18 protein-coding genes are annotated in these 22,632 nt (G+C 65.7%); 11 read left to right on the top strand and 7 right to left on the bottom strand.

Annotated elements, in window-relative coordinates; translation table 11 throughout:
- Window positions 1-81: 81 nt before the first annotated feature.
- Window positions 82-1,971 (top strand): SurA N-terminal domain-containing protein, encoded by a 1,890-nt coding sequence (locus LQF09_RS11855; protein WP_002935560.1) that lies wholly within the window; start codon window positions 82-84, stop codon window positions 1,969-1,971.
- Window positions 1,972-2,068: 97 nt separating this feature from the next.
- Here the strand turns inward: LQF09_RS11855 and fabI are convergent, their stop codons facing one another.
- Complete coding sequence (gene fabI, locus LQF09_RS11850) at window positions 2,069-2,863, bottom strand: enoyl-ACP reductase FabI (RefSeq protein WP_002927251.1); 795 nt, start codon at window positions 2,861-2,863, stop codon at window positions 2,069-2,071.
- Between the two features lie 176 nt (window positions 2,864-3,039).
- Between fabI and LQF09_RS11845 the strand changes: the two genes are divergently transcribed.
- The 4 genes from LQF09_RS11845 to LQF09_RS11830 are packed head-to-tail and all read left to right on the top strand — an operon-like array spanning window position 3,040 to window position 9,400.
- Window positions 3,040-5,256, top strand: a complete 2,217-nt coding sequence (locus tag LQF09_RS11845; RefSeq protein WP_270069883.1) for an ABC transporter substrate-binding protein — start codon at window positions 3,040-3,042, stop codon at window positions 5,254-5,256.
- Window positions 5,256-6,233 carry an ABC transporter permease gene (locus LQF09_RS11840; protein ID WP_002927249.1) on the top strand — a complete coding sequence of 326 codons (978 nt, stop codon included), beginning with the start codon at window positions 5,256-5,258 and terminating at the stop codon, window positions 6,231-6,233. The genes LQF09_RS11845 and LQF09_RS11840 overlap by 1 nt, the downstream gene beginning before the upstream one ends.
- 20 nt (window positions 6,234-6,253) lie before the next feature.
- Window positions 6,254-7,780 carry an ABC transporter permease gene (locus LQF09_RS11835; protein WP_270069882.1) on the top strand — a complete coding sequence of 509 codons (1,527 nt, stop codon included), beginning with the start codon at window positions 6,254-6,256 and terminating at the stop codon, window positions 7,778-7,780.
- Between the two features lie 15 nt (window positions 7,781-7,795).
- Window positions 7,796-9,400, top strand: coding sequence for a protein adenylyltransferase SelO (locus LQF09_RS11830; RefSeq protein WP_270068036.1), 1,605 nt, complete (start codon window positions 7,796-7,798; stop codon window positions 9,398-9,400).
- A 13-nt stretch (window positions 9,401-9,413) separates the two neighbouring features.
- Here the strand turns inward: LQF09_RS11830 and smpB are convergent, their stop codons facing one another.
- Window positions 9,414-9,860: an SsrA-binding protein SmpB gene (gene smpB / locus LQF09_RS11825; protein ID WP_270068035.1), complete on the bottom strand. Its 447-nt coding sequence runs from the start codon at window positions 9,858-9,860 to the stop codon at window positions 9,414-9,416.
- A 132-nt stretch (window positions 9,861-9,992) separates the two neighbouring features.
- On the opposite strand from smpB, the gene LQF09_RS11820 reads away from it, so the two are divergent.
- Both LQF09_RS11820 and LQF09_RS11815 read left to right on the top strand, forming a co-directional pair.
- Window positions 9,993-10,433: a type II toxin-antitoxin system RatA family toxin gene (locus LQF09_RS11820; protein ID WP_002927243.1), complete on the top strand. Its 441-nt coding sequence runs from the start codon at window positions 9,993-9,995 to the stop codon at window positions 10,431-10,433.
- On the top strand, window positions 10,433-10,759 hold the full coding sequence (locus LQF09_RS11815) for an RnfH family protein (protein ID WP_270068034.1): 327 nt from the start codon (window positions 10,433-10,435) through the stop codon (window positions 10,757-10,759). Before LQF09_RS11820 ends, LQF09_RS11815 begins: the two co-directional genes overlap by 1 nt.
- Window positions 10,760-10,764: 5 nt before the next feature.
- On the opposite strand, the gene LQF09_RS11810 is transcribed toward LQF09_RS11815, so the two are convergent.
- Window positions 10,765-11,346 (bottom strand): DUF4124 domain-containing protein, encoded by a 582-nt coding sequence (locus LQF09_RS11810; protein WP_270068033.1) that lies wholly within the window; start codon window positions 11,344-11,346, stop codon window positions 10,765-10,767.
- Here LQF09_RS11810 and guaB point away from each other — a divergent pair.
- Complete coding sequence (gene guaB, locus LQF09_RS11805; protein WP_002927238.1) at window positions 11,345-12,808, top strand: IMP dehydrogenase; 1,464 nt, start codon at window positions 11,345-11,347, stop codon at window positions 12,806-12,808. The genes LQF09_RS11810 and guaB overlap by 2 nt on opposite strands.
- A gap of 75 nt (window positions 12,809-12,883) precedes the next feature.
- On the top strand, window positions 12,884-14,449 hold the full coding sequence (gene guaA, locus LQF09_RS11800) for a glutamine-hydrolyzing GMP synthase (RefSeq protein ID WP_270068032.1): 1,566 nt from the start codon (window positions 12,884-12,886) through the stop codon (window positions 14,447-14,449).
- 22 nt (window positions 14,450-14,471) lie between these two features.
- On the opposite strand, the gene LQF09_RS11795 is transcribed toward guaA, so the two are convergent.
- Genes LQF09_RS11795 through LQF09_RS11780 form a run of 4 tightly spaced genes read right to left on the bottom strand, consistent with a single transcriptional unit; the run spans window position 14,472 to window position 21,482 of the window.
- Complete coding sequence (locus tag LQF09_RS11795; protein ID WP_270068031.1) at window positions 14,472-16,769, bottom strand: PAS domain-containing protein; 2,298 nt, start codon at window positions 16,767-16,769, stop codon at window positions 14,472-14,474.
- On the bottom strand, window positions 16,766-17,698 hold the full coding sequence (locus LQF09_RS11790; RefSeq protein WP_002927234.1) for an ABC transporter substrate-binding protein: 933 nt from the start codon (window positions 17,696-17,698) through the stop codon (window positions 16,766-16,768). Before LQF09_RS11790 ends, LQF09_RS11795 begins: the two co-directional genes overlap by 4 nt.
- Complete coding sequence (locus LQF09_RS11785; protein WP_270069881.1) at window positions 17,695-21,051, bottom strand: EAL domain-containing protein; 3,357 nt, start codon at window positions 21,049-21,051, stop codon at window positions 17,695-17,697. Before LQF09_RS11785 ends, LQF09_RS11790 begins: the two co-directional genes overlap by 4 nt.
- A 5-nt stretch (window positions 21,052-21,056) precedes the next feature.
- The gene (locus tag LQF09_RS11780) at window positions 21,057-21,482 is read right to left on the bottom strand and encodes a response regulator (RefSeq protein ID WP_002927230.1); all 426 of its coding nucleotides are present in this window, start codon (window positions 21,480-21,482) and stop codon (window positions 21,057-21,059) included.
- Between the two features lie 54 nt (window positions 21,483-21,536).
- Between LQF09_RS11780 and LQF09_RS11775 the strand changes: the two genes are divergently transcribed.
- A complete protein-coding gene (locus tag LQF09_RS11775) occupies window positions 21,537-21,725 on the top strand; it encodes a hypothetical protein (RefSeq protein ID WP_270068030.1) in 189 nt (62 codons plus the stop codon).
- A complete protein-coding gene (locus LQF09_RS11770) occupies window positions 21,725-22,624 on the top strand; it encodes a YihY/virulence factor BrkB family protein (RefSeq protein ID WP_270068029.1) in 900 nt (299 codons plus the stop codon). Before LQF09_RS11775 ends, LQF09_RS11770 begins: the two co-directional genes overlap by 1 nt.
- Window positions 22,625-22,632 lie beyond the last annotated feature (8 nt).

Raw genomic sequence — 22,632 nt, 5'->3', positions numbered from 1 at the left:
CTTGATCCGGGCGCCCGGCGGTTCCGCCCGCGCAGTACATGCATGCCCGGGCCCTTTCCTGAGTCCCTCGCGGAAATCGAGATGTTCGAAACCATTCGCAGCAACAAGCGTGTCGCCCAGGTCATTCTGGCGATCCTCATCGTTCCTTTCGCCTTCTTTGGCATGGATGCCTATTTCAGCGACTCGCCCACCGGCAACGAAGTGGCCAAGGTCGCGGGTACGGGCATCAGTGCCTTCGAGTTCGACCAGGCCCTGCGCGAACAGCAGGACCGACTGCGCCAGAGTGCGGGTGGCCAGGTCGATCGCGCGCTGCTTGAATCGACCGAGCTCCGCAGAGTCGTGCTCGACAACCTCATCAACCAGCGTGTGCTCGCGCTCTACGCCGCGGAGAACCGGCTCGTCGTAACGCCGCAGCAACTGCAGGAGGCGATCGCCGCCGTGCCGGCCTTCCAGGAGGACGGTCGTTTCTCGCTGCAGCGATACGAGATGCTGGTGCGTGCTCAGGGCATGACGCCTGCCAGCTTCGAGGCCAGGGTGGCCCAGGATGTGCGCATCCAGCAGATCGTCGCCTCGGTCGGCGACGCCGGGATCGTGCCGCAGGCGTCGGCTCAGCGCTTCCTGGCGGCTCAGCTCGAGGAGCGCCGGATTCGCGAGCTGCGCTTCCCGGTCAGCCGCTTTGCCGCCGATGTGAGCATCACCGACGACGAAGTGAAGGCCTACTACGAGGCCAACGCCGCTCGTTTCGAGCAACCCGCGCGGGTGCAGGCCGAGTACCTGCTGTTCGACCGCGCTGCGGTCGAGCGCGGCATCGAGGTGGCCGACGACGAGGTCCAGGCCTTCTACGAAGGCAACCAGGGCCGTTTCGGCGTGGCCGAGGAACGCCAGGCCCGACACATCCTGCTCTCCCTTGACGCCGCTGCCGATGCAGCCGAGGTCGACAAGGTGATGGCCGAGGCGCGTGCGCTGGTTGATACCCTGCGCGCGCAGCCCGAGCGCTTTGCCGAGATCGCCCGCGCGCAGTCCCAGGATCCGGGTTCTGCAGGGCGGGGCGGCGACCTTGGCTTCTTTGGCCGGGGCATGATGGTGGGCGCCTTCGAAGACGCGGTCTTCGCCCAGAGCAAAGGCGAAATCGGCGACCCGGTGCGCAGCGAGTTTGGCGTCCATGTCATCGAGGTGACCGACATCAAGCCGGCCACGATCAAGGCGCTGGAAGAAGTGCGTGACGAGATCGTCGCCGAGCTGCGCGGCGCGGCCGCCGGCCGGCGTTTTGCAGAGCTTGCCGAGCAGTTCGCCAACACGGTGTACGAACAGTCCGACAGCCTGGCGCCGGCTGCAGAATTGCTTGGACTCGAGGTGCTGACCACCGACTGGATGTCGCGTGCGGAAGGTAGTGGCCCGTTCGCCAACGAACGTCTGCGGAGCGCGCTGTTCGGCGATGAGTCGCTGAACAAGGGCCGCAACACCGAAGCGATCGAGATCGGCAACGGCACGCTGGTGTCGGCACGGGTCAAGGCCTCCGAGCCTGCCAAGCGCTTGCCGCTGGAAGAGGTGCGCACGCGCATTGCCGACGAGCTGAGGCTGGAGCGCGCACGCGCACGCGCGGCCGAGTCTGGAGCCGAGATGCTCGCAGCGCTGCAGAAGGGCGGCGAGGCCGAGGGGGATTGGGCCGAGGCGCGTACGCTGCAGCGTGGCGCACCGGGCCTGCCTGCAGCGGCCATGCAGGCGGTGTTTTCCGCGCCTGCCGAGCCGCTTCCTGCCTTCGTCGGGGTGGCTTCGAGCGAAGGCGACTACGTGATCTACCGTGTCGATGTCGTCGAGCGACCGCAGATTGCCGGCGACGACGAGCGTATCGAGCTGGTCGCCGCGCAGTACTCGCAGTTGCTCGCGGGCCGTGATTTTGCCGGTTTCCTTGCCGATCTGCGCCAGCGCTACAAGGTCGAGATCAGCCCGGGCGCGCTGCAGGTGCAGTAAGGCCTTCAGGTAAGCGCTGCCGCAACGAAAAAAAGCCCGGTACTGTTGCCGGGCTTTTTTATAGGGTGCGGTCACGCCATCGCCGCGCGCAGGCGCGTCAGTCCATGGGCGCAGGATTGCCGAGCGCGGTGATGTTGAAGCCGGCGTCGACATACATGACTTCGCCGGTGATGCCGCTGGCGAGATCGGAGCACAGGAAGGCGGCTGTGTTGCCGACTTCGTCGATGGTCACGTTGCGGCGCAACGGCGCGTTGTGTTCGTTGAAGGCGAGCAGCTTGCCGAAGCTGCCGATGCCGGAGGCTGCGAGTGTCTTGATCGGACCGGCGGAGATGGCGTTTGCACGCGTGCCTTCGGGGCCGAGGGTGACGGCCAGGTAGCGCACCGAGGCTTCGAGGCTGGCCTTGGCCAGGCCCATCACGTTGTAGTTGGGCATGGTACGCACGGCACCCAGGTAGGACAGCGTGAGCAGTGCCCCCTTGCGTCCCTTCATCATCGGTCGCGCTGCCTTGGCCAGCGCGGGGAAGCTGTAGGCGCTGATCTCCTGCGCGACGCGAAAGGCGTCACGCGACAGGCCGTCGAGGAAGTCGCCCTCCAAGGCCTCGCCCGGGGCGTAGGCGATCGAATGCACCAGCCCGTCCAGGCCATCCCAGTGCTGCCCGAGCGCGGTAAACAGGCCGTCGATCTGGGCGTCGTCCTGGACGTCGAGCGGGAACACGAGCGCGCTGCCGAAGTCCGCGGCCATCTTCGCCACGCGCTCCTGGAAACGTTCGTTCTGGTACGTGAATGCGAGTTCCGCGCCCTCACGGTGCATCGCCTTCGCGATACCGTAGGCGATCGAGCGGTTGCTCAGCAGGCCGGTGATGAGGATGCGTTTGCCGGCAAGAAAACCCATGGACGATGACTCCCGATGACAAGGGCACGATTATAGCCGCAAGGCTGCAAGGGCTAACGGTCCGGCGCGCTTCAGCGGTCGCGCCGACACGGTAAACCTGCCAGAATCGGCCCTTCTTTTGATCCAGATCCTTGCACGTGTTCCGCTTTTCCGGCCTGCGTCGTAACCTGTGCGTGATGTGTGTGCCGCTGCTGGCAGGCCTTGTGGCGAGCGCCTGCGGCTCGGCATGGAACGACCCCTACCCGGGTGAGGAGCGCGGCGCCAACGTGCTCTATACCGCGTTCACCGAGCGCCCCAAGCATCTCGATCCGGTGCAGTCCTACAGCGAGGACGAGGCGACCTTCCTTTACCAGATCGTCGAGCCGCCGCTGCAGTATCACTACCTCAAGCGGCCCTACGTGCTCGAACCGGCGACCGCGGCGGCGATGCCGACGCTGCGCCGCTACGATGCCTCGGGTCGTGAGCTGGCAGTGTCGGCCGACGCCTCCAAGGTGGCCAGGACGGTGGTCGAGGTGCGCATCAAGCCCGGCATCCTTTACCAGCCACACCCGGCGTTTGCGCTCGATGAGGCGGGGGCGCCGCGCTACATGAACCTGCAGCCCGCGGACCTGCGCGCGGTGCGCGGCCTGGGTGACTTCGAGCACACCGGCACGCGCGAGCTCGAGGCAGGCGACTACGTGCATCAGATCAAGCGTCTCGCCAATCCGCGCCTGCACTCGCCGATCTTCGAACTGATGGCCGAGTACCTGCCGGGGCTCAAGACGCTGCAGGAAGCGCTCGCCGTCGCTGCCGCGAGCGATGGCGGCTGGCTGGACCTTGCCCGCTTCGAACTGCCCGGTGTCGAGGTGGTCGATCGCCATACCTACCGCATCACCCTGCAGGGCGCTTATCCGCAGTTCCTGTATTGGCTGGCGATGCCCTTTTTCAGTCCGGTTCCGCCCGAGGTGGACCGATTCTTCGCCCAGCCCGGCATGGCCGAGCGCAACCTGACCCTGGACTGGTGGCCGGTTGGAACCGGCCCCTACATGCTTGTTGAGAACAACCCGAATGCACGCATGGTGCTGGTACGCAACCCGAACTACCGTGGGACGCCCTATCCGTGCGAGGGCGAGGATAGCGATGCGGCGGCAGGGCGCCTGGCCGATTGCGGCAAGACCATGCCTTTCATCGACAAGGTGGTGTTTTCCCGCGAGCGCGAGGGCATCCCCTACTGGAACAAGTTCCTGCAAGGCTATTACGACGCCTCGGGTGTGTCTTCGGACAATTTCGACCAGGCGGTGACGCTGACCAGCCAAGGCGACGTGTCCTTGTCTCAGGAAATGGAGGCGCGCGGTATCCGCCTGCTGACCGCGGTATCGCCGTCGATCTTCTACCTGGGCTTCAACATGCTCGATCCCTTGCTGGGCGGCGGGCCGTCGAAGGCTGAGCAGGAGCGCGCGCGCAAACTGCGCCAGGCGATCTCGATCGCGCTCGACATGGAAGAGTTCGTATCGATTTTCCTCAATGGCCGGGGGGTGCCGGGCATGAGTCCGATTCCGCCGGGTATCTTCGGCGCCCGCGAGGGCAGGGCGGGCATCAATCCGGTGGTGTACGAGTGGCGCGGGGACGAGGTCGATGGGCGTCCGGTGCGTCGCAGCGTGGACGAGGCGCGCCGGCTGCTGGCCGAGGCGGGCTGGCCAAACGGGCGCAATGCGCGTACCGGTGAGCCGCTTATCATCAATCTCGACACCACCCCGGGCGCGTTGGGCGACAAGGCGCGCTCGGACTGGCTGGCCAAGCAGTTCCGCGAGCTTGGCGTGCAGTTCGTCGTCCGCCCGACCGACTTCAACCGCTTCCAGGACAAGATCCGTCAGGGCAATGCGCAGCTGTTCTTCTTCGGCTGGAATGCCGACTACCCCGATCCCGAGAACCTGCTCTTCCTGCTCCATGGTGCGCAAGGCAAGGTGCGCTTCAACGGCCAGAACGCCGCCAATTACGAGAACCCGGAGTACGACGCCTTGTTCGAGCGCATGAAGGCGATGCCCGACGGCCCGGCGCGCCAGCAGATCATCGACCGCATGGTGGCGATGCTTCAGCACGATGCGCCGTGGATCTTCGCCTTCCACCCCAAGGCCTATTCGTTGCAGCATGGCTGGGTGCTCAACCGCAAGCCGGGTGCGATGGTGCGCAACACGATGCAGTACCAGCGCCTCGATGTGGAACGCCGTGAGGCGGCGCGGGCCGAGTGGAACCGGCCGGTGCTGTGGCCGTTGGCGCTGGTGGCATGCTTGCTCGCTGCGGCGATCGCCCCTGCGCTGATCCATTGGCGACGGCGTGAGACTGCGACCGCAGCGCCGGTGTCGCCCTTGCCGGCGGCGGCGTCATCGTCCTCGGTTGAAGGAGGCGAGCGCTGATGCTGGCCTACCTTGTCCGGCGGTTGCTGTACGCGATCCCGATCCTGATCGGGGTTAACCTGCTCACTTTCCTGCTCTTCTTCGTCGTCAACTCGCCCGACGACATGGCGCGCATGCATATCGGCGTCAAGCGCGCCACACCCGAGGCGATCGAGCGCTGGAAGGTCGATCGCGGCTATGACAAGCCGCTGTTCGTCAATGCCGAGGCCGCGGGCAGTGCGCGCTTCACCGACACCATCTTTTTCGACAAGTCGCTGCGTATGTTCGCGCTCGAGTTCGGCCGCGCCGACGACGGGCGTGATATCGGCCAGGAGATCCGCGACCGCATGGGGCCCTCGCTGGCGATTGCGCTGCCGACCTTCGTACTGAGCCTGGTCGTGTCGATCAGCTTCGCTCTGTTGCTGGTGTTCTTCCGCGCCACCTACCTGGATTTCTGGGGTGTGGTGCTGTGCGTGGCGATGATGTCGATCTCGAGCCTGTTCTACATCATCGGCGGCCAGTGGCTGGTGTCCAAGATGTGGTCGCTGGTGCCGATCTCCGGCTACGCGCCCGGGCTCGATGCTGCGCGCTTCCTCGTGCTGCCCGTGCTTATCAGTGTGCTCGCGGGCATTGGCTCGAGCGCGCGCTGGTATCGCACCATCTTCCTCGAGGAGGTCTCGAAGGACTACGTGCGCACCGCGCGCGCCAAGGGGCTGTCCGAGCTCGCGGTGCTGTTCCGTCATGTGCTGCGCAATGCCCTGATCCCGATCCTGACCGGGGTGGTGGTGGTCATTCCGCTGCTGTTCATGGGCAGCCTGCTCGTGGAGTCCTTCTTCGCCATTCCCGGCCTGGGCAGCTACACGATCGATGCGATCAACGCACAGGACTTTGCGGTGGTGAGGGCGATGGTGTTCATCGGGTCGGTGCTTTACATCATCGGTCTGATCCTGACCGACATTTCCTACACGCTGGTCGATCCCAGGGTAAGGCTGCAATGAGCGCGCCGTGGGGAACACCGATGGGCTTCCAGCCGGTGCTGTTGTGGACCGATGCGCTGCTTTTCCTGCTCGTTGGCGTGGCCGTGCTCGCCGCGCTCTACGTGCGCGGGCAAGCGCCCTTGCGTGACGCATGGCGCCGGGTCGGCAAGCGACCGGCCGGCATGGCGGCGGCGACCGTGTTGCTCGCCTTCATTGCGGTCGGCCTGCTCGACAGCCTGCATTACCGGCCTTTGTTGCCGGCATTGGCGACCACGATCGCAGTGGCGGATCCTGAGGGCGCGCCGGCCCCGGTCGGCACCGACCAGACTGCGTCGGGAGAGGACGCGGGAAAGGACGCGGGAGAGGACGCCAGACAGGACAAGGGTGAGGGCACGCCGGTCGCGCAGTACTCGACCGAGGTGCTTTCCCTGCTCGATGCGCTGTTGATGCCGCTGCGCCTGCAGACCGAGAAGACCTATTCGGCGCCCTTTGCCTGGCGCCTGTACCAGCGCGAGACGATGGAGCTCGAGGATGGCCGGCAAGTGCGCGACTACCCGCGGCTGATCCATGGCGCTGCCCATCTGCAGGTCCCCGAGCATGAGCGCAGCGCGGACGTGGCGGCGCGGGTGCTGAGCGCAGTGGGGCAGGCCGCGCTGTGGTCGGTCCTTGCCTTCCTGCTCCTGGTAACGATGGTATGGCGTGGAAGCGGCCTGGGCTGGGGTACGGTGGCAGCGGCGGTGCTCGGCGGGCGCACGGTGCTGGCGTGGCGCGCGGCGCTGCTCACGCTTGCCGTCCTGCTCCTGATCGTCGCCCTCTGCCTGCAGCTTGCGCCGCTGTATCACGTGCTCGGTACCGACAAGGTCGGCCAGGACGTGCTGTATCTCGCGCTCAAGAGCGTGCGTACGGCACTGGTGATCGGCACCATCACCACGCTGGTGATGATGCCCTTTGCGGTTGCCCTCGGGATTGCAGCCGGATACCTGGGCGGTTGGGTGGATGATGTCGTGCAGTACCTGTACACGGTGCTCAACGCCATTCCCGGCGTGCTGCTGATCGCTGCTGCGGTGCTGATGATGCAGGTTGTCATCGACACCAACCCGCAGTGGTTCGATACCGCCGCCGAGCGGTCGGACGCGCGCCTGCTGGCGCTGTGCTTCATCCTCGGCATCACCAGCTGGACGGGGCTGGCCCGCTTGCTGCGCGGCGAGACGCTCAAGTTGCGCGAGCTGGAGTACGTCCAGGCGGCGCGCGCCTTCGGGGTGAGGACGCCGGCCATTCTGCGCCGTCACATCCTGCCCAACGTGATGCACATCGTGATGATCGCGCTGGTGATGGATTTCTCCGGGCTGGTGCTGGCCGAGGCGGTGCTGTCCTATGTCGGCATCGGCGTCGATCCGACCACGATCAGCTTCGGTACCATGATCAACATGGCGCGTGCCGAACTTGCCCGCGAGCCGATGGTCTGGTGGTCACTGGCGGCCGCCTTTGTGTTCATGTTCGTGCTCGTGCTTGCCGCCAACCTGTTCGCCGATGTCGTGCGTGACGCTTTCGATCCCCGCCGTGGATGAGCTTGCCGGATTCAGATGAAAGAGCTTCGATTCGATAACCTTTTCGTGCGTGAACTGCCTGCCGACCCGGTGCTGGGGCGTCATGTTCGCCAGGTGCATGGTGCCTGCTATTCGCGCGTCGAGCCGACACCGGTACGTGCCCCGGCGCTGCTGGCGTGGTCGCCGGAGGTGGCGGCGCTCCTCGGTCTTGATGAGGCGGATGTCCGCAGCCAGCAGTTTGCGGAGGTGTTCGGCGGCAACGCGCTGCTGCCGGGCATGGAGCCCTACGCCGCCTGCTATGGTGGCCATCAGTTCGGCAACTGGGCGGGGCAGCTCGGTGACGGGCGGGCGATCACCCTGGGCGAGGCGATCAACCTGCAAGGCCAGCGCTGGGAACTGCAGCTGAAGGGTGCGGGGCCGACGCCGTATTCGCGCCGGGCCGATGGGCGTGCGGTGCTGCGCTCGTCGATCCGCGAGTTCCTGTGCAGCGAAGCGATGCACCACCTTGGCGTGCCGACCACACGCGCGCTCAGCCTGGTGGCCACCGGCGAACAGGTGGTGCGCGACATGTTCTACGACGGCCATCCGCGGCCAGAGCCGGGGGCGGTGGTGTGCCGGGTGGCGCCGTCCTTCATCCGCTTCGGCAATTTCGAAATCTTTGCCTCGCGCGGCGAAGAGCCCTTGCTCGAGCGCCTGATCGACTTCACCATCGCCCGCGACTTTCCCGCCCTTGCTGCCGAGCGCGACCCGGTTGCGCGCCGCGTGGCGTGGTTCGAGGAGGTTTGCCGGCGAACGGCGGTGTTGCTCGCACACTGGATGAGGGTCGGCTTTGTGCATGGGGTGATGAACACCGACAACATGTCCATTCTGGGCCTGACGATCGACTATGGCCCTTATGGCTGGATCGATGACTTCGACCCCGAGTGGACGCCGAACACGACCGACGCCGCAGGCCGGCGCTATCGCTTCGGACATCAGCCACGCATCGCGCACTGGAACCTGTGGCAGCTGGCCAATGCGGTGTATCCGGTGCTGCAGCAGGTCGAGCCGCTCGAGCGTGCGCTGGTTGGCTATGCCGAGCTGCACGAGGCCGAATACCGGCGGATGATGGGCGCCAAGCTCGGCCTGGCATCGTGGCATGCCGGAGCGACGGACGATGACACACACGGCGACGGCTACCTGCTCGATGAACTGCACCGTATCCTGCAGGCGGGCGAGATGGACATGACGCTGTTTTTCCGCCGACTCGCCGACCTGGACGTGGCCGAACCCGACCCGGTCTTGTTCGAGACCGGGCTCGACGCTGGCGTGTTCTACGCCGAGGCGCGCCGCGCCGCAGTGGCGCGCGATTTTGCCGCCTGGCTGCGGCGCTACGCGGTGCGGGTGGCGGAGGAGGGCGTGCCGGTGGAGGCCCGGCGGGCTCGGATGAACGCGGTCAATCCGCTCTACGTGCCGCGCAACTATCTGGCGCAGCAAGCCATCGACGCCGCCGAGCAGGGTGATCTCGGGGAACTCGAGACCCTGTTCGACGTGCTGCGCAAGCCCTACGAGGCGCAGCCGGGGCGGGAGCGCTTTGCCGCCAAGCGCCCGGACTGGGCGCGCGACAAGGCCGGGTGTTCGATGCTGTCGTGCAGTTCGTGACGCGCCGCGTGCTTCAGACTTTCACCCGCATCAGGCGCTGCTTTTCGCGCTCCCAGTCCTTCTTCTTCTCGTCCTCGCGCTTGTCGTGCAGCTTCTTGCCCTTGGCAAGCCCGATCTCGAGCTTGATGCGGCCCTGCTTGAAGTGCATGTCGAGTGGCACCAGTGTATAGCCGGCGCGCTCGACCTTGCCGATCAGGCGGGCGATCTCCTTCTTGTGCAGCAGGAGCTTGCGCGTACGCGTGGGGTCGTGGTGGACGTGGCTCGAGGCCGTGGTGAGCGGCGTGATGTGCATGCCGAACAGGAAGATCTCCTCGCCGCGAATGACGACGTAGGACTCCTTGATGTTGGCGCGTCCAGCGCGGATGGCCTTCACTTCCCAGCCCTCGAGGACCATGCCGGCTTCGTGCCGTTCCTCGATGAAGTAGTCGTGAGTGGCCTTGCGGTTTTCGATGATGCTCATGGTGTGGTGATTCCCCGGATACCGCGCGCGGCTGCGAAACCGGGTGTCCGCATGCGGTAGAATCGCGCATCTTAACAGTTTGGCCGCGCCGCGTTTCCGACGCCGTGCCGGCAACGCAACCGCTCCTCCTTCATGGCCGACGTCAAGAAGCTCGTACTCATCGAATTCACTCCGGCGCAGATGTTCGACCTGGTCGATCGCTGCGAGGACTACCCCCAGTTCCTGCCCTGGTGCGGCGGCGCCGATGTGCATCAGCGCACCGACACCGTCACCTCGGCCACCCTCCACATCAATTACCACGGCATCAAGGCGCATTTCAGCACCGAGAACGCCAAGCGCTATCCTGCCGAGATGCGCCTGCGCTTGACCGACGGGCCCTTCACCCATCTCGATGGCCATTGGCTGTTCACTGCGCTCGGGGATACCGCGTGCAAGGTCGAGTTCAGCCTGCACTACGCGTTTTCCAGCAAGCTGCTGGAGAAGGTGCTGGGGCCGGTGTTCAACCACATTGCCAACACCTTCGTCGATTCGTTCGTGAAGCGTGCCGGGCAGGTCTACCCCAGGGTTTCGTGATGACCGCGATGATCAATGTCGAGGTGGTGTACGCACTGCCGCAGCGCCAGGAACTCGTCGAACTGAGCTTGCCCGAGGGGGCGACCGTACGCGAGGCCATCGAGGCCTCGGGACTGCTCGCCAAGTACCCTGACATCGAGCTCGACAAGAAGAACAAGCTTGGCGTGTTTGCCAAGCTGGTGAAGGCGGATACCGAACTGCGCGACCGTGACCGGGTGGAGATCTACCGTCCGCTCATCGCCGACCCGAAGGCCGTGCGCAAGAAGCGCGCCGACGAGGGCAAGGTGATGAAGAAAGGCGGCGGGCCGGCCGAAGAGCAGGCCTGAGGCGCTCAGCGGCAGTGTTCGGCGATCTGGCGCTCGAGGCGCTCGGTCTCGGCGGCGCGGGCTGAATCGTCGAGGAATTCGCGTTCGCCGCGCGCATTGAAGCGTGACACGCGTTGCCCTGACCTGAGGGCCGTGATTTGGTTTGCGGTGTCCTCGCAGAAGCGCTTGCGTTCCGCTTCCCGCGCCGCCTCATCCTGTTGTTTGGCCTCGGCCTCTTCCTTTTCCAGGCGGCGCTTGCGTAGCGCCTGCTCGCGTTCGGCCGTGGTCTGCGGGCCCGCTTGTGCTTCGGGTGTCTCGTCCTCGCTTTCCGGGGCGGGCTCTGGCGCCACCGCGGCAGGTGCCGGCGCTGCGGTCGTGCGCGGGCGCTGAATCACCGCGTAGTCTTCACTGGGCGGTGGGGTGTCGGTGAAATGCACCTGGCCGGCGCTGTCCGTCCAGCGGTAGATCTGCGCCGAGGCGGGAAGGGCAATGAACAGTGCGAGGAGGACTACCGCGGGGCGCGACATGGAAAATCTCCGGAAGGCGCGGCTTACATGGCGCTTGAGCGCTCTGTATAATACGGATTTGGTCGAAAGGAAAAAAGCCATGCGAGTGATTCAGAAGGCGCTGACCTTCGATGACGTCCTTCTCGTTCCCGCCCACTCCACGGTCCTCCCGCGCGACGTGAGCCTGCAGAGCCAGGTCACGCGCCGTATCCGCCTCAACATTCCGCTCGTGTCCGCAGCCATGGACACCGTCACCGAGAGTCGCCTGGCGATCGCGCTGGCGCAGGAAGGCGGCATCGGCGTGGTGCACAAGAACCTCACCCCTGCCGAGCAGGCAGCCGAGGTGCACAAGGTCAAGCGCCACGAGTCCGGCATCCTCAAGGATCCGATCACCATTGGGCCGACCATGACCGTCGGCGAGGTCATCGCGCTGCAACGCCAGCACCGTTTTTCGGGTGTGCCCGTCGTCCAGGCCGGTAAGGTGGTCGGTATCGTCACCAACCGCGATACCCGCTTCGAAACCAAGCTCGATGCGCTTGTCTCCGAGATCATGACCCCGCAGGACAGGCTTGTCACCGTCCGCGAGGGGGCCAGTCTCGAAGAGGCACGCGAACTGCTGCGCGTGCATCGCCTCGAGCGCGTGCTGGTGCTCAACGATGCCGGCGAGCTCAGCGGCCTCATCACGGTCAAGGATATGATGAAGTCCACCGAGCACCCGTTCGCAGCCAAGGACGAGCAAGGGCGCCTGCGCGTCGCTGCCGCCATCGGTGTGGGGGCAGGCACCGAGGAACGCGCCGAGCGCCTGGCCGAGGCCGGTGTGGACATGATCGTGGTCGATACTGCCCATGGCCATTCCCAAGGCGTGCTCGACCGCGTGAATTGGGTCAAGAAGCACTTCCCGCAGATCGAAGTCGTTGGTGGCAACATCGCCACGGCCGATGCCGCGCGTGCGCTCGTCGATGCCGGCGCCGACGGCGTCAAGGTGGGCATCGGCCCCGGCTCCATCTGCACTACGCGTATCGTCGCAGGGGTCGGCGTGCCGCAGATCACGGCGGTCGACAATGTCGCCAATGCGCTTGCCGGCACTGGCGTACCGATGATCGCAGATGGCGGCATCCGCTTTTCGGGCGACATCGCCAAGGCCATCGCTGCCGGCGCCAATGTCGTCATGCTGGGGGGGCTGTTCGCAGGTACCGAGGAGGCGCCGGGTGAGACGGTGCTGTTCCAGGGGCGTTCCTACAAATCCTATCGCGGCATGGGTTCGCTCGGGGCGATGGAGAAGGGGGCGGCGGATCGCTATTTCCAGGATGAGAACTCGGGCAACATCGACAAGCTCGTGCCTGAGGGCATCGAGGGTCGCGTGCCCTACAAGGGTGCCGTGGGAGCGGTGATCCACCAGCTCATCGGTGGCCTGCGTGCGTCCATGGGTTATCTGGGTTGCGCCGACATTGCCAGCATGCATGAGCGCGCGCAGTTCGTGCAGATCAGCTCGGCGGGTATGCGCGAATCGCATGTCCATGATGTCCAGATCACCAAGGAAGCGCCCAACTACCAGATCAGCTGATCTGGCGGTTGCGAAACCCCGGGCGGCTGCAAGGCCGCCTTTACTTTTTTCACGACGCTAGAGACGCTCGCGCCCATGGCTCACCAGAAAATCCTCATCCTCGACTTCGGTTCCCAGGTTTCCCAGCTCATCGCCCGCCGTGTGCGCGAGCAGCAGGTGTACTGCGAACTCCACCCCTTCGATGTATCGGACGAATTCGTGCGCAACTTCGGCGCCCAGGGCGTGATCCTGTCCGGCGGCCCGAACTCGGTGTACGAAGCCGAGGACTGGCGGGCGCCGCAGGCCGTGTTCGAGCTCGGCGTCCCGGTGCTCGGCATCTGCTACGGCATGCAGACCATGGCCAGCCAGCTCGGTGGCAAGGTCGAGAGCTCGAGCAAGCGCGAGTTCGGCTACGCCGAAATGCGCGCGCGCGGTCACTCGAAGCTGTTCGAGGGCATCGAGGACCGGACCAGTGCGGAGGGCCATGGCCTGCTCGACGTGTGGATGAGCCACGGCGACAAGGTCACCGAACTGCCGCCCGGGTTCAAGGTCATCGGCAGCAACGAATCGACCCCGATCGCGGCAATGGCGGACGAAGCGCGCGGCTTCTACGGCGTGCAGTTCCACCCCGAGGTCACGCACACGATCAAGGGCAAGGAGATGATCGCGCGCTTCGTGCACGACATCTGCGGTTGTGGTCACGACTGGAACATGCCCGACTACATCGCCGAGGCGGTGCAGAAAATCCGCGATCAGGTCGGCGACGAGGAGGTCATCCTTGGCCTGTCGGGTGGCGTTGATTCGTCCGTGGCGGCGGCGCTGATTCATCGCGCAATCGGCGACCAGCTCACCTGCGTGTTCGTCGACCACGGCCTGCTGCGCCTGAACGAAGGCAAGCTGGTCATGGAGATGTTCGCCGGCCGCCTGCACGCGAAGGTCGTGCATGTCGATGCCACCGAGCAGTTCATGGGCCACCTGAAGGGCGTCACCGACCCTGAGCAGAAGCGCAAGATCATCGGCCGCGAGTTCGTCGAAGTCTTCCAGGTCGAAGCCGGGAAGCTCCCCAACGCCAAGTGGCTTGCGCAAGGCACGATCTACCCCGACGTGATCGAGTCGGGTGGTGCCAAGAGCAAGAAGGCGCACACGATCAAGAGCCACCACAACGTCGGCGGCCTGCCCGAAACCCTCGGCCTGAAGCTGCTCGAGCCGCTGCGCGACCTGTTCAAGGACGAGGTGCGCGAGCTCGGCGTGGCGCTCGGCCTGCCGCACGACATGGTCTATCGCCACCCCTTCCCGGGACCGGGCCTGGGTGTGCGCATCCTCGGCGAGGTGAAGCAGGAGTATGCCGACCTGCTGCGCCGCGCCGATGCGATCTTCATCGACGAGCTGCGCGCCGCCGACTGGTACGACAAGACCAGCCAGGCCTTCGCGGTGTTCCTGCCGGTCAAGAGCGTGGGCGTGATGGGCGACGGCCGTACCTACGAGTACGTGGTGGCGCTGCGTGCCGTGCAGACCCAGGACTTCATGACCGCGCACTGGGCGGAGCTGCCGCACAGCCTGCTCGGCAAGGTCAGCAACCGTATCATCAATGAAGTGCGTGGCATCAACCGGGTGGTGTACGACATTTCCGGCAAGCCGCCGGCGACGATCGAGTGGGAGTGATCCTGGCCCTTACCCTAGCCGATCAGGCCTCTGCGCTTGTCGGCGTCGGGGCAAGAGGAAGCGCGAGGTAGAACGTGGCGCCTGCGCCCGGGCTGCTGTCGGCCCAGGCGCGGCCGTTCATGCGTTGCATGGCCTTGCGTACCAGGGCGAGGCCGATGCCGGTGCCGGGATAGTCTTCGACGCGGTGCAGGCGCTGGAAGATTTCGAAGATGCGGTCGTGGTACTTCATGTCGAAGCCGATACCGTTGTCGCGCACCCAGATGACGGCCATGCCGTCTTCGCTCCGGGCACCGATGTCGATGCGCGGTTCGGGCGCGTTGCGGCTGAACTTGACGGCGTTCTCCAGCAGGTTGCGCAGCGCCATGCCCAGACCGTTGGGGTCTGCAATGACCTCGAGCGCGGGCATTGCGGTGTGCACATGGATGCCCTTCGTGTCGAATTCGTCCCGGCGTGCTGCGAGCAGTTGGCGCACGAGCTCCGCTGGGTCGAGCGTACCGAGGCTCAAGCTGCGGCGCTCCATGCGCGAGTACTCGAGCAGGTCGTCGATGAGCTCGCCCATGCGGGTCACGCCGCTGCGGATGTTGGTGATGAAGAGTCGCCCCTCGTCATCGAGGCGCGCGGCGTAGTCTTCTTCGAGCAGTCTGCTGTAGCCCTCCACGCCGCGAAGCGGCGCCTTCAGGTCGTGCGAAACCGAATAGACGAAGCTCTCGAGCGACTGGTTGAGTGCCTGCAGTTCGGCCGTACGTTCGGCGACACGGGCTTCGAGCGAGGCATTGGCTTCGCGCAGTGCAGCCTCCGCCGCCTTGATTGCATCGATGTCGGTATGGGTGCCCAGCAGGCGCAGCGGCGTGCCGTCGGCCGACCATTGCTCGATACGGCCCAGCGAGAGGATCCACTTCCAGCGTCCGTCACGGGTGCGCTGGCGGAACTCGACGCGGTACTCGGGCAGGCGACCGGCGACGTAGTCCTCGAAAGTCCTGAACACCCTTTCCGCATCGTCCGGGTGGAGCCGCGCCCGCCAGGCGGCGTTGGTCTCGACGAAGGTAGCCGGATCGTAGCCCATCATCGTGGCGTACTCCGGGCTTACCTGGGCCTGGCCCGTACGCAGATCGAGGTCGTACAGCCCCTGGTTGGCGGCCGCGAGGGCCAGGCGCAGGCGCTGTTCGTTGTCATGCAGGGCCTCGGCAAGCGCTGCGCGTGCGCTGACGTCGAGCAACATGCCCTGGATGCGGACGACTTCGCCGTTGGCGTCGCGGGTAAGCCAGGTGTGGTCCTCGATGTGTATCCACTGGCCGTTGGCCATGCGCAGCCGGTAATTCTGGGTATAGGCGTCCGGGCCGTGTGCGAAGTGGCTGGCGACGTCGTCAGTGATCCTGGGTAGATCGTCGGCGTGAATCAGTGTGCTGTAGTGCAGTGTGCCGGCGGTGAAGTCTTCAGGCTTGTAGCCCCAGCGCCGAATGTTGCTGCTCACGAAGGTGGCGGGCCAGCCCGGCGCATTTGCCCATGAGATGGCAATGACCGGGGAGTGGTCGATGATCGTGCCGAGGCGGTGCAACTGGAGGTGCTGAGCCTCGAGCCGTTCGGCCATGGCGTCGAGCGCAGCACCGACGTTCGCGAGTTCGTCTGCGCCCTGCAGGCGGGTGCGCGCTGAGAGGTCGCCGGTGGCAAGCGTGGCTGCGGTGCGGGTGAGGAGGGCGGCACGACGGAACCAGAGCAGATGGGTGATCAGGCCGGCGAGCAGGGCGAAGGCGAGCCATGCCGCCGCACCGGCGATGAAATCGAGGCGGCTCGCTTCGAGACGGCTTGCCAGTGGCTGCGCAAGGTCCACGCGCACGATGAGGGTGTCGCTCGGGCCGACGGCGACCACGCCCAGCAAGGCTTGTTCGGCTTCCAGGCGCTGGATGCTGGCCTGGGGGGTACGTCGTGCAAGCGCCTTGGCGACGGCAAGACGCGTTTCAGGTGCCAGCAGAGGCAGATGCGCGAGCATCGGCTGCCCGAGCTCCGATCTGCTCAGGCTGGCGCGAATCTGTCCGTTGGCGTCGACCAGCCAGGCGTGGCTCAGACCACGGTGCAGTGCAAGGCTGCTCACGAGTCGGCGGATCTGCAGCGGCGTTCCATGTTCGGACTGGCTCTCCAGCCTGGTCTGTTCCAGGGTCAGGCGTTCGGCAAGGCGCAGGCGCTCGGCGTGCTCGACCTCTCTTTCCAGGACGCCCATCTGCACCCAATAGAGTATGCCCAGCGCGATGACGGCAAGCAGGGACAGCACGATAGGCAGAACCAGTCGGGCGGGGAATGCGAGCAGGGGGTTGCCGATCCTCACCGTGCGGCTCCGGTGTCAGTGGTCAGGGCCACCCAGTCGGGCGGGCGCTGGAGCAGGCCAAGCCCTTGAAGATGGCCTGCAAGCGGGCCTGCAGACAGTGCGAGCGCTTCGGCGTCCAGTCGCTGAGCGCTCTCGGCGGCAGGAATGAAGCGGAGCCCGTCCAAGGTGGCGAGGTATTGTTCGACCGTCAGGTCCGCGGCGGGAGAGAGTAGGGCGGCCGCTGCGGGCAGGTCGGCCTCGAGAGCGGCCAGCCCGGTCCGCCAGGCGGCCCGTAGCTGCTGAACGCGATGTTCGACGAGGTCTGCGCGGACGACGAGCACGTCCACGATTTCTCCCGGCAGCTCGGCGCTGTCGAAGATCACCCTCAAGCCTGCGGCAAGCAATTGGCTCCTGATGGGTTCGAAGGTGATGACCACGTCTGCCCCGCCGTCCTGCACCATGGCGGCGTGTTGCGAGGCTTCGCCGTGCACGGTGTGAACGTCATCTCGCGTGAGACCCGCAGCGGTCAGCAAGCGTGCCAGCATCAGGCTGCCAAGCGCGCTTTCTTCGAGGGCGATACGTTTGCCGCGGAGTTCCGCCAGGCTCGAGATGCCGGGGCGTGCGAGCACGGCGTCGGCGCCTCTGGAGTCGCTCAGCAGGGTGACGATGCGAAGTTCCGTGCCTTCGTCGGCCAGGCGCAGTGCTTCGTCCAGGGTCAGTGCGGCGGCGTCGGCGAGCCCGTTGCGCAGGGCGCGCTTGCATTCGGTTGCCGATGGCAGTTCGATGACCTGAAGCGTGGCCGGGTCGATCAGCCCGCGCTCGCGGGCGAGCACCAGTGGGTCGTAGCCGACCCAGGGATTGACGGCCACGCGGAGGGGCGGCTCGGGTACTTTCGCGCACGCCAGGGCGAGCACGGAGACGAGCAGGGCAAGCAGCAGGCGTGTGGTCATCGGCCATGGCTCCGCAGCCATGTCTCGAGTTCGGCTGGCGGTAGCGGGCGTGCGTAGAGGTAGCCTTGATGTTCGACGCAGCCGAGCGAGGCGAGGATGCTCGCTTGTGCGTCCGTCTCCACGCCCTCGGCCAGTACCTCCAGGCGTAGCGTACGTGCCATGGCGACGATGGTGGCGACGATGGCCTTGTCGTCGGCCGAGCGCTCGAGGCTGCGGACGAAGCTCTGATCGATCTTCAGTTTGTCGATGGAAAAGCGCTTGATATAGGCGAGCGATGAATAGCCGGTGCCGAAGTCATCGATCGCCAGGCGCAAGCCCAACTGTTTCAGTGCGCTGAGCGTTGCAATCGTGCGCGGGGCTTGCTCCATGAGCAGGCTCTCGGTGAGTTCGAGTTCGAGGCAGTGCGGGGGCAGGCCGGAGATCGCCAGTGCAGTCTTCACTTCCTCGACCAGGCCGTCGTCCATGAACTGGCGAGCGGATAGGTTCACCGCCACCGTGCCGAGCGCCAGGCCCTGCTCACGCCACGCCTGGGCCTGCACGCAGGCCGCCCGCAACACGAAGGCACCGAGTCGAACGATGAGGCCGGTCTCTTCGGTAAGCGGGATGAAGCGCCCTGGGGGCACCAGATCCTCCCCCGGGGGCTGCCAGCGTACCAGTGCCTCGACGCCCAGCGCCTTGCCTGTCGTCGCGTCGACGAGCGGTTGGTAGTGGAGCAGGAACTCGCCGCGGTCCAGCCCATGGCGCAGCCGTGTTTCGAGCGACAGGCGTTCGGCCGCAGCGCGGGTCAGTGCGTGGGTGTGGAAGCGGTAGGTGTTGCGCCCCTGCTGCTTGGCCAGATACATCGCCGCATCCGCATGCTGGACGAGCTCGGTTGCGGTCAGGGCGTCGTCCGGGTAAAGGCTGATGCCGATGCTAAGGCCGATGAACACCTCATGGCCCGATGGCAGTGCGAAGGGGGTGTGGAGCAGTTCGATGAGCGATTGCGCAACGGCGACTGCGTGGCCGGGCTGGGTCACGGATTCGACCAGGAGCAGGAATTCGTCGCCACCGAGGCGTGCAAGGGTATCTTCGTCGCGCAGCCGGCTCGACAGGCGTTGGGTCAACTGCACAAGCAGTTCGTCACCGACCGGGTGGCCGAGGCTGTCATTGACGGTCTTGAAACGGTCAAGGTCGAGGTAGAGCACGGCGACCTTGTTGCCGTGTCGTTCGGCACGATCGATGGCGTTCTGCAGCCGTGACTGCATCAGCAGTCGGTTGGGCAGGTCGGTAAGCGGGTCATGGTGTGCGAGATGCTCGAGCCGCGCTTCGAAGGATTTCAGCTCGCCGATGTCGGTGAACACGCCCACGTAACGATGCGGCTCGCCCTTGTCGTCCTTGACGGTGCTGATCGACAGCCACTGCGGGTAGATCTCGCCACTCTTGCGCCGGTTCCAGACCTCGCCGTGCCAGTGGCCGGTTTCGCCGAGCGTCTTCCACAAGGACTGGAAAAAGCTGCGCTCGTGGCGCCCGGACTGCAGCATCGATGGGTTGCGGCCCAGGGCCTCTGTCTCTGCGTAACCGGTGATCTCTGAGAATGCGCGGTTGACTGCGACGATGCGGGGTTGCAGGTCGGTGATGAAAACGCCGTCGCGGGTGGCAGAAAAAACCGCAGCAGCCTGCTTGAGCGCCTCGCGGTCCCTGACCTTGATGATCGCCAGCGACGTCAGACGGCCGAACTCTTCCATCAGCGCGAGTTCGGCAGCCCCCGGCGCGCGCGGCCTGCGGTGGTAGATGCCGAAGGTGCCGATCACCCTGCCGGTGTCGTCCTTGAGCGGTATCGACCAGCAGGCGGCCAGGCCCGCCTTGCGTGCAATTGCGAGATAGGGCTGCCAGTAAGGGTGGTGCTCTATCTCGCTGACGATCACCGGCTTGCCCAGCCAGGCCGCGGTGCCGCAGGAGCCGTCGCCTTCGCCAGGCGTCAGGCCATCGACTGCTGCGTTGTAGTCTGCCGGCAGCGAGGGCGCTGCGGCGGTGTGGAGCTTGCCGTCGGTGTCGATCAGCAGGATCGACACCAGCATGTCCTGGTCGAGCTCTTCGAGGCGGCGAGCCAGGTCGGCGAGGATGTCCGCGAGTGCGCGCCCGGAGAGGACCTCGTCGAGCACGGCGACGCGTGCGCGTTGCAGGACCTCGTCGCGTTTTTCCGTGGTTACGTCCAGCCAGACGCCGACAGCCTCCTGCGGCTGACCGTCGGCCGCACGTACGAGCCGCAACTGGTCGCGGATCCAGCGTGTCTGGCCGTGGGCGTCGGCGAACCGGTACTCGTGCACCAGGCTCTCGATGGCGGACAGTGAGGCCGAGCGGGCAATTGCGGCAGCGCGGTCGTCTGCATGCAGCTTGCTCGCCCACCATCCGGGCTGCAGCGCCTCGCTGACGGTATAACCCAAGTGGCGGGTGATGTTCTCGCTGACCCAGGTCGCACGCGGAATGCCGGCGTCAAGCGACAGGCTGTAGAGGATCGTCGGGCTGGCATCGATCAACCGGCTGAGGCGATCGCTGGTTGCGCGCAGGGTTTCGCGCTCGCGCTTGAGTTCGGCCTGGCGCTGCACCTTCTCCAGGATGGCCGCCACCTCGAACAGGTAGCCTTCATGCTTGGCGAGGTAGTCGTCTATGCCCATGCCGAGGGCTTTGGCAGCGAGGTCTTCACTGCCCTGGCCGGTTATGAGCACGATCGGGAGGTCGAGCCGCCGGACTCTGCGCAGGGTGCGTACGAGCTCGAGCCCGTCCATGCCCGGTAGCCGGTAGTCGGTAAGGATGACGTCGAACGCCGTGGATTCGTCCGGTCCCGCCGGCAGCAGATCGAGGGCTTCGTCCGCCGTGCTCGATACCGTCAGCCGGATGTGGGGTGCGTGCTCGGCAAGATGGCGGGCGAGCAGGTCGGCATCGAAGCCGTTGTGTTCGACATAGAGCACGCGTAGCCCGCGCCCTTGCCAGTCCGCCGCGCCGCGGCGACGGGCGAGGGCCGCATCGATGCTGTCAGCAAGGTGGTCGAGATAGTCGTTGCGTTTGACGAGGTAGTCGTCGGCACCCGCCTTGAGGGCGGCAACCGCCGAATCCTGATCACCCGAGCCGGTCAGCATGACGACCGCGATCGGCAAGCCGTTCTCACGCACGTGTGAAAGCACTTCCAGGCCGGAGCCGTCGGGGAGGGCGAGGTCGCAGAGGACGAGGTCGAACGGCTCCGATTCGGCCAGGTATTCGAGCCCGCGTGCCAATGTGTCGGCGTGGGTCAGTTCGACCTGGGGCGCCGAGCGTGCGAGCACGCGGCGGGCCAGGTCGGCATCGGCGCTGGAGTCCTCGATGTAGAGCACCCGCATGTCGATCACTTTGGTCGTTCGTTGAGGACGCACCAGTACAGCTCGATCTGCTGCGCAACCTCCATGAAGTTGCCGAAATCGACCGGCTTGACGATGTAGGAGTTGGCGCCCAGTGCGTAGGCGGCGGTGAGGTCGCGGTCCTCGCGCGAGGTGGTGAGGATGACGACCGGGATACGCTGCAGCGCCGAATGCGCCTTGATCTCCTTGAGCACGGTAAGGCCATCCACGCGCGGCATGTTGAGATCGAGCAGGATCACTGCCGGCTTCTGCTCGCCTGCCAGCCAGCGCGGGATCCATTCGAGCGCTTCCTCGCCGTCGCGGGCGACAAGCACGGTGTTGGCGAGCTTGCGCCGAGCGAACGCCCGCAACGTCAGGTCGACATCGATCGGGCTGTCCTCCACGAGCAGGATGGGCGGAAATTCCGAAGTCATCGTTTGCTGTCTCCCCTCTTGTGCGGTCTCCACACGGTCCTCGCGGTGCATGACGTGGGCGTGATGCAGGCGATTATAGACAGGGCGGCCGGCTGCATGGTGCCCCGGCGCCGCGTCATCGGTTATCTTTCGCGCATGAACATTCATGCCCATCCTTCCATGCTGCGTCTCGCCTGCTTCGGCGCTGGCCCGATCTTCGATACCTTGAGTCTCGTTCTCCTTGCGGGCGGAGGCAAGGGGTGATGCCGGGCCTGGCATACTGGATCGGCGTGATGCGCCGTACGGTGCGACTGTGGCTTGACGCACAGGTGTTCGTTCATGCCGCCGCGCTGGCCTTCTTCACGCTGTTCTCGATTGCGCCGGTGGTGATCATCGCGGTCACCATTGTCGGACTGGTGCTTGGTGAGAGCGCAGCGCAAGGCGAGGTGGCGGCGCAACTCGAGGCCGCCATCGGCGCCCAGGCCGCCTCGGCGATACAGTCGGCGGTGAGCAACAGCCGTATCGAGCAGAGCGGCCTGCTGCCGTCGGTGGCGGGCTTTGCCGCCATCCTGTTTGGCGCGACCACGGTCTTTTCGCAGATGCAGACGTCGCTCAATGCGATCTGGGGGGTGGCGCCAAGGCCGACACGCAACAGCGTGTTCATCTACGTCAAGACACGCCTGCTGTCGCTGGCCGTGGTGCTGGGCATCGGCTTCGTGCTGCTCGTGTCGCTTACGGCCAGCGTCCTCGTGCGTGCGCTGATCGCTTTCGCACAGGACTGGCTGCCGGTACCTGCCGCGCTCGTGCTGGGCATGGACTGGGCCGTCTCCCTGGTGGTCATCACCTTGCTGTTCGCCACCATCTTCAGGGTCTTGCCCGACGTCGTGCTGTTGTGGCGCGACGTGCTCCTCGGCGCTTTCGCAACCGCGCTGCTGTTTGCGGTCGGGCGTTCGCTGATCGCGCTGTATCTGGCCACGACGGCGACTGCCTCCACCTATGGTGCGGCGGGGTCCTTGGTGATGCTGCTGCTATGGGTGAACTATTCGGCGCTGATCCTGTTGCTGGGAGCGGCTTTCACACGGGCGCATGTCGAAGCGCGCGGACGTATCGTACGTCCGCGCGCTTCGGCCGTCTGTGTGCACAGGCAGCTCGTGGAGGACTGAGGACGCTC

Source organism: Thauera sp. WB-2 (assembly GCF_027594845.1).
Lineage (GTDB): Bacteria > Pseudomonadota > Gammaproteobacteria > Burkholderiales > Rhodocyclaceae > Thauera > Thauera mechernichensis.
Note: the sequence above shows the minus strand (reverse complement) of the source record. Positions and strands in the feature narration are given on the sequence as shown.

Excerpts from the sequence above, each read along its gene's own strand:
- guaB (WP_002927238.1), top strand. The coding sequence starts at position 11,345 with ATGCGAGTGATTCAGAAGGCGCTGACCTTCGATGACGTCCTTCTCGTT.
- smpB (WP_270068035.1), bottom strand. The coding sequence starts at position 9,860 with ATGAGCATCATCGAAAACCGCAAGGCCACTCACGACTACTTCATCGAG.
- LQF09_RS11830 (WP_270068036.1), top strand. The coding sequence starts at position 7,796 with ATGAAAGAGCTTCGATTCGATAACCTTTTCGTGCGTGAACTGCCTGCC.
- LQF09_RS11810 (WP_270068033.1), bottom strand. The coding sequence starts at position 11,346 with ATGGCTTTTTTCCTTTCGACCAAATCCGTATTATACAGAGCGCTCAAG.
- LQF09_RS11790 (WP_002927234.1), bottom strand. The coding sequence starts at position 17,698 with ATGACCACACGCCTGCTGCTTGCCCTGCTCGTCTCCGTGCTCGCCCTG.
- LQF09_RS11835 (WP_270069882.1), top strand. The coding sequence starts at position 6,254 with ATGGGCTTCCAGCCGGTGCTGTTGTGGACCGATGCGCTGCTTTTCCTG.
- LQF09_RS11845 (WP_270069883.1), top strand. The coding sequence starts at position 3,040 with ATGTGTGTGCCGCTGCTGGCAGGCCTTGTGGCGAGCGCCTGCGGCTCG.
- LQF09_RS11770 (WP_270068029.1), top strand. The coding sequence starts at position 21,725 with ATGCCGGGCCTGGCATACTGGATCGGCGTGATGCGCCGTACGGTGCGA.
- LQF09_RS11820 (WP_002927243.1), top strand. The coding sequence starts at position 9,993 with ATGGCCGACGTCAAGAAGCTCGTACTCATCGAATTCACTCCGGCGCAG.
- LQF09_RS11855 (WP_002935560.1), top strand. The coding sequence starts at position 82 with ATGTTCGAAACCATTCGCAGCAACAAGCGTGTCGCCCAGGTCATTCTG.
- fabI (WP_002927251.1), bottom strand. The coding sequence starts at position 2,863 with ATGGGTTTTCTTGCCGGCAAACGCATCCTCATCACCGGCCTGCTGAGC.
- LQF09_RS11785 (WP_270069881.1), bottom strand. The coding sequence starts at position 21,051 with ATGCGGGTGCTCTACATCGAGGACTCCAGCGCCGATGCCGACCTGGCC.
- LQF09_RS11780 (WP_002927230.1), bottom strand. The coding sequence starts at position 21,482 with ATGACTTCGGAATTTCCGCCCATCCTGCTCGTGGAGGACAGCCCGATC.
- guaA (WP_270068032.1), top strand. The coding sequence starts at position 12,884 with ATGGCTCACCAGAAAATCCTCATCCTCGACTTCGGTTCCCAGGTTTCC.
- LQF09_RS11840 (WP_002927249.1), top strand. The coding sequence starts at position 5,256 with ATGCTGGCCTACCTTGTCCGGCGGTTGCTGTACGCGATCCCGATCCTG.
- LQF09_RS11815 (WP_270068034.1), top strand. The coding sequence starts at position 10,433 with ATGACCGCGATGATCAATGTCGAGGTGGTGTACGCACTGCCGCAGCGC.